At 59.3% G+C, this 12,117-nt stretch carries 9 protein-coding genes; 6 read left to right on the forward strand and 3 right to left on the reverse strand.

Features of this window, described 5'->3' with window-relative positions; all coding sequences use genetic code 11:
- Nucleotides 1-45 precede the first annotated feature (45 nt).
- From cas7u to cas3u, 3 genes are read right to left on the reverse strand one after another with little or no spacing between them, the layout of a single operon-like run.
- On the reverse strand, nucleotides 46-1,275 hold the full coding sequence (cas7u, locus tag QW379_01850; GenBank protein ID MEM2869152.1) for a type I-U CRISPR-associated RAMP protein Csb1/Cas7u: 1,230 nt from the start codon (nucleotides 1,273-1,275) through the stop codon (nucleotides 46-48).
- Nucleotides 1,223-1,996: a hypothetical protein gene (locus QW379_01855; protein MEM2869153.1), complete on the reverse strand. Its 774-nt coding sequence runs from the start codon at nucleotides 1,994-1,996 to the stop codon at nucleotides 1,223-1,225. The genes cas7u and QW379_01855 overlap by 53 nt, the downstream gene beginning before the upstream one ends.
- Complete coding sequence (gene cas3u, locus QW379_01860; protein MEM2869154.1) at nucleotides 1,993-4,704, reverse strand: type I-U CRISPR-associated helicase/endonuclease Cas3; 2,712 nt, start codon at nucleotides 4,702-4,704, stop codon at nucleotides 1,993-1,995. Before cas3u ends, QW379_01855 begins: the two co-directional genes overlap by 4 nt.
- Nucleotides 4,705-5,931: 1,227 nt before the next feature.
- Between cas3u and QW379_01865 the strand changes: the two genes are divergently transcribed.
- The 6 genes from QW379_01865 (at nucleotide 5,932) to QW379_01890 (ending at nucleotide 12,104) form a co-directional block, all read left to right on the forward strand.
- On the forward strand, nucleotides 5,932-6,294 hold the full coding sequence (locus tag QW379_01865) for a hypothetical protein (GenBank protein MEM2869155.1): 363 nt from the start codon (nucleotides 5,932-5,934) through the stop codon (nucleotides 6,292-6,294).
- A 457-nt stretch (nucleotides 6,295-6,751) separates the two neighbouring features.
- Nucleotides 6,752-6,919: a hypothetical protein gene (locus tag QW379_01870; protein ID MEM2869156.1), complete on the forward strand. Its 168-nt coding sequence runs from the start codon at nucleotides 6,752-6,754 to the stop codon at nucleotides 6,917-6,919.
- A gap of 262 nt (nucleotides 6,920-7,181) precedes the next feature.
- Nucleotides 7,182-9,062 (forward strand): cation:proton antiporter, encoded by a 1,881-nt coding sequence (locus tag QW379_01875; GenBank protein MEM2869157.1) that lies wholly within the window; start codon nucleotides 7,182-7,184, stop codon nucleotides 9,060-9,062.
- Between the two features lie 76 nt (nucleotides 9,063-9,138).
- Nucleotides 9,139-10,725 (forward strand): replication factor C large subunit, encoded by a 1,587-nt coding sequence (locus QW379_01880; GenBank protein MEM2869158.1) that lies wholly within the window; start codon nucleotides 9,139-9,141, stop codon nucleotides 10,723-10,725.
- 63 nt (nucleotides 10,726-10,788) lie between these two features.
- Nucleotides 10,789-11,496, forward strand: coding sequence for an NUDIX hydrolase (locus tag QW379_01885; protein ID MEM2869159.1), 708 nt, complete (start codon nucleotides 10,789-10,791; stop codon nucleotides 11,494-11,496).
- Nucleotides 11,497-11,639: 143 nt separating this feature from the next.
- Nucleotides 11,640-12,104, forward strand: a complete 465-nt coding sequence (locus QW379_01890; protein MEM2869160.1) for a helix-turn-helix domain-containing protein — start codon at nucleotides 11,640-11,642, stop codon at nucleotides 12,102-12,104.
- The last annotated feature ends 13 nt before the right edge of the window (nucleotides 12,105-12,117 follow it).

Consider the following 12,117-nt stretch of genomic DNA (forward strand, 5'->3'; position numbering starts at 1 on the left):
GGAAAAGGCGGTCGAGAAATATTGCCGAGATGCATAGGTATTTCGTCATTCTCTTTGCTCCGGGCTTTCTTCAGTCTTGCCTTTTCTTCCTCTCTTTGGCGTGGCTTTCACTGCCTTGATTGCCTCGATAGTTAGATTGCCGCTTCTGAGGAGTTTTTTTCTCTCATCTTCTTCAAGCTCTAAAAGAGCGCTGGCGACCTCAGTGTTGAATGTCGCTTCTTTGTCTTCTTTACTGACTCCGAAAGCTTCCGCGGCGGCCTTTGCAAAGCTTAATGCTTCGTCGTGGGTAATCTTCAGCTCTGAGCGGATACCATCATAATTTACGATTTTCCATTCTGTCGGTTTGTTCGGATCTTGGACTAACTCGCACCCTTGGCGTAGAAAGGTCTCTGTCGGTGCAGTGAAAGCGACGAGCGAGAGGCCGAAGATATAGCGGCGGAGCTTCATCGTTTCCTCGGGCTGTCCGGGGACTCCTAGGGTTCGGAGGGCACTCAGATTAAGAATTGCGTCCTTGCGTATCTCTCCTTGAACAAGAACACCCCCATGAGTGCCCGTGGAGGGCACATGAGCCAGCCCGAGCTCGGCTTTTGGACCCTTAATCTCTACCTCGGCTTCTCCACCAGCGAGTATTTCACCGGCGATCGTTGTATACTGGGCTGACCTGCGCAACGGTTTCACGTTAAATGCCCTGATCACCGAGCGGACAATTCTAGGAATCTTGGCCTGTGTGGCGCGGGAGTCCCAGGAGCCGAACACTATCGATGTGGGGGCGATTTGAGCCAGAGGCCGTGCGTCTCCTTCATTCTGATAGCTCCGAAAAGCCTTATGCAGAATTGGTCCTAGCTCTGAGAACCTCACTATCGCGTCTGCGGCGCGATGGCCGGCATCGAGAATGTCGATTCTTCTCTCCACGCCCTCAATTTTGGCTTTGATATAGACGTGGGGAACGAGTGCCCTGTATGGCTCTCGCTTGAAGATCGGCTCCATTCTATTGGCCTGCGAGCCAACGCTGTCTATCTGGCACACGCTCGTCCCGTCCTCCTCGAATTTATCGATATTGTACCCGCTCTGGTCGCGATCCAGCGGGTAGGTCGGAGGGAATATCACGGCGTCCCTGCCCTCGGCGGGTAAAAACCACTGGCGCATCGTCAGTGCCGCCACCGGGCTGTCGTCCTTCAGCCACTCGTCGTATTTTTCTATTTCTTTCCCGTCTGTCATTTTCTCAGCCTCCCAATTTTCTCGCAAAATCGAACCCTTTATAACGGTCTTGTGCATCTCTTGAAAGAAGACGGAATCTATATGTTTCTCCTCCGGGAATGATTCCATGGAGTGCGGCCGGTGCGATGATAGTGTTAAGGGGCACGGACCATATAGTGTATCTGAAAGTCCTTCGCGAATCAGGTACAGGGCGGAACCTTTGCAGCCCTATAAGGGTAAAGAATTCGACGGCCGGGAATGCTGGAACGTCCATGCCGAGCGTATCAGTGGAAAAACCCGTGTGCAATGCATGGACGAATCTTCGGGGGTCAAAATAAAATGGATCTACTGCTTTTTTCTTTTCTATATCTTTAACTATCGTTTGGTAGTTCAGGATATCGCTATGTTTTGGGCAATCGATCAGGGCGATTTTCATTGCCTTAGCGATATCAATTACTCGTTGTTGACCTGCCCATGTCTTTAATTCATTGCCGCCAGTCTCTTCGTCAAGCCACCAATCCAGTCGAATATTGAATGGGTCCCCGAGCCTGAAAGGGCATATCTTTAGGTCGACGTTATCCTTGTCCGTGATTAATGGAGCCATGCGGAGTTTTTCTAAAAATTTAGAAAAGAGTTCATTTTGTTCTGTTGGAATTTCAAGAGTGAATAGTTCGCTATTGAAGTATCCTTCCGCTCCAGGCCATAATCTGTTAAATAGCTCGAGCAGACCGCAGCAAGCGAAGAAATGGCCCGGATTGGTTGGGTCAATATTTATAGAGATGTTCTGAATGATAGTCATTTCTGAGCACCTTCCAGTAAATTATTACTACGGTCAGAGCCAACGGGTCGGGAAGCGGCTATATCTGCACATCTTAGAAGAGCCTCGAGCCATGCCAGGGTCCACCAGCCGTAGTGTTGCTGAAGCCGAGCGAATCTACGCGAAACTTCAACAGAAATGCGCTCGTTTTCCGCTGTTGCCTGAGTTTGATCATATGCGCTAGGCTCAAAGTGAGGCCGTGCCCATCCATGATGAGCGGCTATTAAATGAAGAATCAGCTCCATATCGGGATTTGTATTAACGACCTCACTTTTAACAGCGTCGATCAAAGAACCGAACTCATGTCTGTAGCCACCCAATAGGCGCCAATTGGAATAGTTATCGGATTTGGCCAAGGGTTCGTTTGAATTCTGATTTTTCGCGAACAACTGCCAAACGCGACGGCTCTTGCCGCTGTCGTGCCATTGCGCCGCTATCATCAGTGGAGCTCTAATGGTTTCGCTCAACCCCAAGGCATCACAGATGCGTTTAGTGTATTCCTTAACAAGTAGATTATGGTCATTCAACTTCTGTCTGAATTTGACGAGTTCGGGGTCTTCAATAGATGTTCTCCGCCCCTCCACTAAAAGAACGAGATATTTGAATTCTCCTCCCTCCTCAATGGCTTCAGGCGGCTCGCTGAGCGTAATGCGCTCAACTTCCTGGAGGTCTTCAGGGGGCGAAGCGTACTTTTCTCCCGTTAGAAGTCTGATCCATGTAGATTGGCCGCTCGATGCAATGTGAAGCCACCTCTCTCTTCTCCGCGTACCTTCCCGAGCGGCTTCGGCCACGTCCATGCTCTCTATAGCTGTGTCCGCGCTCAGCATGCCCTCCTGCGTCAGGCCTCCGACCACGGTTGGCATTATCACCGTGAGGTATTCCAAATCGAATTCTTTCTGCACTATCTCTGAAAGGCGTTTGTGTTCGACATTTCCCCGCTCATCCAACAGAATAACGGTGAAATCGCGATTCGGTTCCGCTTTGCGGTGCTTTTCAAGCAATGACTTTAGAACTTTTTTAACGACATCAGTGCGCTCTCTCAATCTCTCATGGCTCTCGATGCGACAGGCACGGAACCAGTCCTCGAGAGGGGCATCGTCTATACCTTCCAAATGGGGAACCTCCAGCCTCCAGACTAGGAATGTCTCAGGAGGGTCTTGAGTGATGCCGTGGAGGTACTGTGATACCTGAGGCCTGCCAGGCATAGGTTTACTAATGCTCGTCATGGACCAATGATCAAGAAGAATCTCGGTCAGGGGTTTTATTTCCCCTCTGGGAGAGAATGCACCCGCTCTCTCGTCAGTGTCTAAAGATGAGAGTAAATTAAGAAGGTCGCGGGAGCTCGCACTATATCCCCCATTTGATGTACTTGGTAAACGTGTTAGAATATCTTTTGTTCTCGCAATTGCGGTAAAGAGTGGGCTCGTTGCCTTTTTTTGATTGTCCTCTGAGGTCACAATGTCCACTCTTGCCCTTCGCTCCATTCCCGCTCTACCAACACCCCCACAGCGATTCACCCTCCCGAGTCTCTGGATCATAGAGTCCAGCGGGACAAGGTCGCAGACAAGATGGTCAGCGTCAAAATCAACCCCTACTTCTCCTGCGGATGTGCTGACTAGATAAACCGTCTGGTCAATTGCTTCCTCATGATTCATAAGGGCACGGTATACTTTGTTCTCCCGAACCAATTTGTCTCTCTCATAACCCCGGATGGTTCCTGTAAGAATAGCGATACGGTTTTCGGAGCCTCTGCCGAGGTGTTTTTGCAACTCATTCGATACTTTTCGAGCCATCTCCGGAGAATAGACATATATCAAAACTTTTGATGGTGGAGTCTCATGTTGTATCGCAATCTCGACGATTTTTGAAATATATAGCCTCTCTTCTACGCTGTGGAAAAAGAGCGTCTTACTAGCACAAATCCGCTGCCTTACTATCTCCTCCTCCTCGTCCTGTGGCTCAAGGCCCATGGTGTTGGGGAGGCTAGAGCCCGGGGTCGCCGAAAGTTCCATAATTCGAATGGGCCGAACACCGCTATTGTTACGCTGTAGTTTAGAGATCTGAGCGAGCAGCTCACCAAATGCCGGTGTCAGATGAGATTCATCATGGATTATCAGCGAATCTTGTCCCAGCAGGCCTGCATGATGAGCACGGTGGTATCTACCATCTCCGTATCCGCTGAATAGGATTTTACTGCCAATCATATCGATTGTTCCGATAATTATTGCCGGTCGAGCAGGGTCCATTTTCCACTCTTCGTTATCAGCCACTTCACCCCTTAGAGTGCTTATCGCCAAAGGGTTTTTGTCTATTCCGGAAGATAAATTATATAATCGTCCAGAAATCTCGGTTAGAATTTTTTTATGTTCTTCATCTTGAACAATATCGGGATTGAGCAGGCGCTCTCTTAATTTTAAGGCTATTTCTGTGGCCTGATCGACCACGGTCCGCCTGTTGACAATATATATTAATTTTCGAGGAATAGAGCCGTTCCCGCATTTTCCATTCGTGACTAGACTAATCAGCCAAATTGGAATGACTGAAGTTTTCCCCAACCCAGTGGGTATATTTATAATATCTGGGAAGTTGCCATTCGAGATATTCTGATAGAGTCTTGTTTGCCATCGCATTGGTGAGTGGTCCGTGAGCGCCTTAAAGGACTCTTCAAAAAAGGTTTCTCTGAGGCTCATAGAAATTCTCCAACTATTAAATAAGGGATATCTTCATTTTTATAATAGGTATTAATCAATTTATCACCCCGCATTGCTTGTATTCTGTATATGGGTTTAACAAGGCTTTAGTTCCCAACTCGGTTATAAAGAACGGTGTCCTCGCTCTTATATGGAGCGTATGCTCCCTCCGGTCATCGCGCACAATCCCGCATCGCACCAGCATCCCAGACGCCGCCCTTCTGAGTCTTTCCAGCGCGAGATTTCTCCTCCATTCCCGGGTCATTACAACCTCCACTGGGATATCCTGAGAGTGCGGCGGTCCCTCTGATATCACAAATTCTCTCCAGCACGGGGTTGGCTTGCAGCCACCGATCTGGATTGGAAGCCTTCTTGAAACGGTCTCTTCGGCTCCGGAATCTGGCCGTCGTGGTGACGCTCCTAACAACCTTCTCCGCTCCTGGACGAGGCCTAAGGGGGGAAAGTGAATACAATTGTTCATTATTAAACTTTTCGACCTTTTCGCCGGGGGCGCATATTGAGGTTATTCATACCCACTGCACGCCCAGCGGCAGCCCTCCGGGCCCGGGACTGCTCCTTTGGCGGTTCACCTAGAGCCCGAGCTATTAGCCCGGCACAAGGCGGCCCTGAGCGGCAGGCCATGCACCTTGCGAACTAAATCTGCAGAAATTGACCCTAGTAAGATTAAAGTCTGAATTCGCTTCCCCTGCCGCTTCGGATCGCTGCCTCTCACGAAAGCCCAACCTTCTCTCCGATGCCACTTTCCTTCCTCGCTTGAATTTCTAGTCTCTCCATACTGGTGAGAGACCGCATTGATTCTGCGTGTGTGATACCTCGAATTCAATCGCCCCCGTAAATTCCGTGCGCCTCCCTTCAACGCATCGCCCTCTGTCCTGGCGGTCTTGGGAGAGAACCTCCCTTCCCCGGGTCTCAATTGCTTCATGGGCGCCGTCGTCGTCTCCCCCCGCCCCCGCCCGGGACCCGAGAGCGCCGTACCGCGCTCCGCTCTCTTCGGGCCCTTCGGGGTGCGCCTCCCCCGGTGACGGCTTTTCTGTTGTCCGTTTGCGACCGCCTCTGGGGCCGCCCGCAGCCGTAGCGCCGCCCACGGTTTCCCGGACGGCGTGACATCGGAGACCGCCGGCTGCGCGGGGCGTTTTCTCCGGGAGGGGACGGTGCGGAGAATGATTCAGGCCAACCTTTATAATCCCACCTGCGAATTACCCGGCGGTGGTTTCCCTGCCGAGATTGACCTACACGGAGAGGGTTGGCTTCGCGCGGTCGCTTCTCGAGTTCATCGGCTCCAACGGTCCGATGCTTAGGCAGGCCGGGCTGGACCCCGAGAGGATGGCGAGAGAGCTCGAGGGCGCGATTCAGAGGACGGTGGCCGAGAACGAGAGGCAGGAGGCGCTGAAGGCCTCGCTGAAGGCGCAGACCAAGAAGCTCAACGAGGCCGACAGGGCGATGTACGTCCTCGCCTCGGGGCAGCTCGACATGATTCAGGGCGCGGTGGGCAAGGGGACGCCCGCGGCCGCGACGATACGCAGGCTCAGGAGCAGGGTGAGGGCGGGCCCGAGGGCGCGGGGCGCCTGAGGGTTCCGCGGCGTGCCCGTCTGGTAAGGTATTGCGCGGGGGCGTCTGCGCGCGCTCCCGCGGCCTCGCGGGGCCGGCGGCTCCCGGCCGTTTGCGAGGCGATTCCGCCGGCGGCTCCAGCCCTTGATGACGGGCCGCCGCGCGCCCCCGCGGCTTGGCCGTGCGCGCCCGCGGGTGTCACGCTCGTCCAAGGAGGTTTCGTCCGCGTTTCCGATGTAGCCATTTGCGCCCCCGCGGGGCACACGCAAGCCTACGCCGAGATCGCGCGCGTCCCAACGGGTATCGAGTTCGTCCCGGGCGGGGCACAGGAATTCATCTCGGCGCGGCGCTTTTTCCGACGGTGGAGCCGGCTGCGGTCCTCGCAGGTCATCTCCTCCGTCCCCGCGGGGAGACCGCCTGTCCCCCTGGGGAAATTCGAAAATTATATCTACCACTTCGGTGATATAAATTCGTTCCCATGCTCGACAGGAGCCACTTCTGCGGGAAGTGCGGAACCTACAAGCGCTACGACCCTGTGAAAAAGAGGAAGTATTGCCCCAGATGCCGCCATAGGGAGGAGCACGAGGCGCTGGTGCACGGCAGGGGCAGGGTCGAGCGCGCGGGCGCGGTCCAGAACGGCGCGTGACGGAGCCCACTGACCCGGGTTCCCCGCTGACGTCGAGTCCTCGAGCCCGAGCCATGCCGGTGTTATTGGTCCTGAGTTCGTCCGCGCGCCCGGGTCTGATGGGGCCCGCAGCGGTTTTTTTCTTATATGAGCGAGGGGAGCCGGGGCGGCTGGGCATTGGTGTTCCCGGGCTCGGGTCTCGCCGTGGAGCGCCCCAAGGGCCCTGGAGGTCCCGGTCGCCGGAGGGGCTACCAATAAATTCACGCACCGCAATGACCGGCCGATGGCGGGGGAGGCAATGTATCTCGCGGACTTCGCTTTGGTCATGGGCGCGGCCGCCGTCGTGGCGCTCCTCTTCCGCCACCTCCGGCTCCCCCTGCTCCCCGGTTATATTCTCGCTGGAGTGATTCTGGCGACGGTGGTCCCGCGAACGGGGCTGGTGAGCAGCGCCTCGTCCATCGACCTGATGTCGTCGCTGGGCATGGCCCTTCTCTTCTTCTCCATCGGCCTGAAGTTCAGCCTTCGCAGGCTTCGGAGCTACGGCCTTCTCGTCGTTTTCATTGCGTGCATCGAGGTCTCTCTGTGCCTCGCGGGCGGGTATTGGCTCGGGCTCATTCTCGGCTGGAGCGGAGCGGAGGCGGCGGCGCTCGGCGGGATGGTGGCCGTCACATCCACGGTGATGATATACCGCCAGCTCGCCCGGACGGGGAGGCTGCGCTGGCCGAGCAGCCGCCTGATGCTCGGAATCGCTATCGTCGAGGACGCGGCCGCCGTCGTCATCATCGCCTTCTTCTCATCGGTCGAGGCCGGGCTCGAGATGCCGCTGGGCGGTGTTCTGATGACCGTCCTTAGGATGGTCCTCTTCGCAGTCTTTGCGATTGCGCTCGGGGCCTACGTGGTCCCGCGGGGCGTGGACTGGGTGGCGCGGCGGCGCAGCCGCGAGCTCACCGTCCTGACGGCGCTGGGGCTCTGCTTCGGGATGGCTGGTCTGGCGCAGGCGCTCGGGATGTCCGCTTCAATAGGGGCCTTCGTGATGGGCGTCATCGCGGGCGAGGCTCGCAGCGCGAGAATGGTCGAGAGAGAGATGGGGGCTGTTAGGGACTTCTTCATCGCCCTCTTCTTCGTCACCATCGGCTTCTACGCCACGCTGGGCGAGCTCTTATCCGCCCTGCCCCTCGGCCTGCTCGTCGCGACGGCCTTCATCGGCCTGAACTTTGGCTCCATCGCATTCGCCTGTCTTCTGGGCGGGAGGAGCCGCGAGGCCGCGCTGCGCGTGTCCCTCGGCATGCTCGCGATGGGCGAGTTCTCCTTCGTCATCGCAATGACCGCCGAGGCCTCGGGCTCGGTAACAAAGCCCCTGCTCGCCGTGGCGCTCATCGCCTCCCTAGTGACGAGTGCTCTCCACCCGTACATGGTCAGGGCCGGGGACGCTCTCGTCGCCCGCGCCACGCGCTCCCGGCCATCTGGCCTGGGCATATACTGCTCCACGAGCGCGGAGTGGGTGGGCGTCCTCAAAAAGAGGATGAAAAGAAACCCCGCGCTCCTTCGCGGCGCGGCGCGCTTCGCCCGCAGCATGTTCCTGAGCGGGCTCATCATAGCGGCCACGGCCCTCGCGGCTGGGTGGGCGGTCCCGCAGGCAGGGTGGGTGGCGGAGCGGCTCAGCATGGACCCGTTCCATGTCCAGCTCAGTTTCCTCCTCCCAGCCCTCGCAGTCCTCCTCGTCCAGTCGGTCATTATCGCACGGAGAGTCCAGAGGTTCATCGCGCAGGTATCCTCCGCCGTCGTCCACGGCTCGAGCAGCGCCCGCGCGGCGGGCGAGGGCCTGGTCAGGCGCTTCTTCGCTAACGTGGCAGCGGCGTCCCTCTCCGTCGTCCTGATGGCCTTCCTGAGCCTTCTCCTCCCGTTCTCCCCCGTCCAGAGAACTCTCGCGGGCGCCATTGCGATAGCGCTTCTGGTCGCGGCCGCCTACTTCTTCGAGGATTCCCTTCACCGCGTCAACAGGAGGCTCGAGGGGCTCCTGCTCTCCCCCGGGAGGCATCAGGCCGCGCCCCGGCCTTTCCGGGGCCACCGAAACCATAATCACGTCGGAGCCGAATACCCAGCACGTGGCGCGGGAGCGGAAGAGGACTTCCGGGGGCCGGGAGGGACGGGAGGAGCGCACTGAGGGTGAGGAGAGCGATAGCCATGGGCGCGTCGAGGGGGGGGCGGGGCGCGAGAGGGGCCGGGCCGGGGGCTCGCCGTTGGCTGGCGCCCAGCGGGCCTCGAGCGAGTCATGGGCCGAGAAGTACAGGCCCCGCCGCCTCGAAGACGTTCTCGGCAATCCCCGGGCCCTCGCGGAGCTGAGGAGGTGGGCCGAGAACTGGGAGCACGGCCACCCGCAGAAGAAGGCTGCGATTCTCGTGGGCCCTCCGGGCACCGGAAAGACGAGCGCCGCGCTCGCGCTGGCGGAGGACATGGGCTGGGGGGTTCTGGAGCTCAACGCATCCGACGCCCGGAACTATGCCGTCATTAAGAAGGTGGCGCTCTCAGGCGCCCTCCACGACACATTCACCGACGACGGCGACTACATATCTTCGAGGAGCGGCGGGAGGAAGCTGGTGATTCTCGACGAGGCCGACAACCTCTACGAGCAGGCGGCGCGCGTGAGCGTGGCCAGGGGGGAGGGGGGTGAGAGGGGGGAGCCCCCGCCGGCCGGGACAAAAGACGTGGGCGACAGGGGTGGGAAGAGGGCCATTGTGGAGACTGTGCTCGGCACCCGCCAGCCGATTCTGCTGATCGTCAACGATGCCTATGCCCTGACGAAAGGCGGGGGAGAGGCGCTGAAGGGCCTTTGCCAGCTCATCAAATTCGATAGAATTAATAAGAACGTGATTCGGGCCGCCCTGCGGAGAATCTGCGAGGCCGAGGGGGTCTCGGCCAGCCCCGACGCGCTCGAGGAGCTCTCGGTGCGCGCCCGCGGGGATCTGCGCGCCGCGATCAACGACCTCCAGTCGCTCTGCGAGGGCACGAAGGTCCTGAGGATGGAGAGCCTGAAGGCGCTGGGCGAGAGGGACGAGAGGGCCGGCATCTACGACGTCGTCGTGGACATCCTGAAGGGAACGAGCGTCGAGAGGGCGAGGGCCGCGATGAAGAGGGTGGAGGAGCCGCCGGATTTCGTGCTGCTCTGGCTCGACGAAAACCTGCCCGTCGAGTACAGGGACCCTGGGGATCTGGCGGCGGGGTTCGACGCTCTCTCGAGAGCCGACATTTTTCTCGGCAGAGCCCAGAGGCTTCAGGCCTACAGCCTTTGGGCATATGCAAGCGATCTGATGAGCGCTGGGGTGGCGCTCGCCAAGAGGCACAGGTACAGAGAGTTCAATAAGTACAGGTTCCCGCTCTGGCTTGTCAAGAGGTCCAGGGCGCTCGCCGCAGGGAGGGTCGAGGCCGAGGTTCTCGCAGGGCTCGCCTCCTACACACATCTCTCGACTCATCAGGCGAGGCAAGTGATGCTCCCCGTGTTCAAGCACCTCTTCAAGACCGACAGGGCATTCGCTTGCGAGTTCATCAGGAGGCTCAGGCTCGAGGAGGAGCACGTCGCGCTCCTGCTTGACGCAGAGAGCACATCGCCGGCGGTCCGTAACCTTCTGATGCTGGCGTCGGGGGAGGGCTCGGTCCCGAGGCGCGTGGCGGAGTTCGGAACTCCGTCGGAGGAGGAGCGCTCGGCCCGGAGCGCTCGTCGCGCTGGAAAGGAGGGCGGTGGCGAGGGTGGCGCAGAGGAGGGCGAGGAGGAGACTGCGAGGGGCGGGAAGAGAGGGGCTTCGGACCAAAAGACCCTGCTGGACTACTGAGCCGCTCGTCCCGGGGAGGAGACCGATGATGGGCCTGAGGGGGCGGAATGGTTGGGGGTGCCCATGAGCGGGAGGAGGATGGGTGAGAAAGGGCGAGGCAAGCGAAGCGGTGTCCGGCCGGAGGGAATTCGCGTCGGCGTGGGCGCTGTGGTGCTGGACGACGCGGGCCGGGTCCTGCTCGTGAAGCACCACCCCTCCGATGATCCCCGGAAACGCTTCTGGAGAGGTCGCTGGATCTGCCCCGGCGGGATGCTCGAGTTCGGCGAGACTCTGGAGGAGGGGGCGAGGCGGGAGGTGAGGGAGGAGACCGGGCTCGATATCGACATCGTCCGCGCGCTGGAGCCCTCGGACAGGCTGATTCGCTGGTGGGGCAGGAAATTCATGCAGGTCGTCTACATTGACTTTCTGGCGCGGGTGAGTGGGCGCGTGGCGGCGGATGAGACGGGGTGCAACTCGGGGATTGGAAAGGGAGGGAGGGGGGAAGGATGGGGTGCGGGTGCGCGGGCCGGAGCGGGGCCTAAGGACCGGCCCCAGGCCCGGGCGAGCCGGGGAGAACTCCAGGGAGCGGACGACGATGGGGGAGCAGCGGGGCCGGCGCGGGGCGGGGACTTTGGGCCGAGGCCGGGGAGCGACGTGGCTGTGGCGAGGTGGTTCACCGTAGAAGAGATTCGGGCGCTCGGCGACGAGCTCCACGGGGACACGAGGGAGCTGCTCGAGAGGGCGGGGGTGCTCCCGTCCCGCAGGCGCCGGGCCCGCGGGGGCGGAGGGTGACCCCGTCCCGGCAAAGCATCCAAAATTTATTAATAATAATATTGTCTTCCATCGTTGTGCCGGACGTGGCGAGCGCAAATTGAGGGGAACAGCCACATCAGCTACTGGAGCAATGGAATGAAAAGCGGGGACTGGGGTTCGCCATGGGGGACGAGTCACGCCTGCTCAGGGCGGCGGAGAGGGTCGTCAGGGGGGACAGGGTCAGGTGGCTCCTCGGAAAAAGGAAGGAGCTGGTCGAGAGGGGGAACGTCTTCGGAAAGACGCTCACTGACGCGCGCTTCGACCACCTGATGGACGAGATAGGCAGGGTGGAGCTGGAGCGCGAGCTGATAATGATGGAGCTGGAGGGCGGCGAGAGGACGATACCCGAGCTGGTCCGCGCGACCGGGCTGGACAGGAGCGCGGTCCACAGGCACCTTCTGATGCTGCTCAGGGCGCGCAGGGTCGAGACGAGGGGCGAGAGGGCCGGGCTCCAGCTCTTCGGCACCGGCCCCGTGCAGGCGACCGGTGCAGGTGCGGGCGGGCCGGCCGTCAGCGGCGCCGGGGCCGCGGGGGGCGGAGAGGGGGAGAGCCTTCGGGGAGGGGCGCGCGCGGGGTCTCAGCGATGAGAGGGGCGGAGAG

The sequence above is a fragment of the Thermoplasmata archaeon genome, assembly GCA_038851035.1.
Classification (GTDB): Archaea; Thermoplasmatota; DTKX01; order VGTL01; family VGTL01; genus JAWCLH01.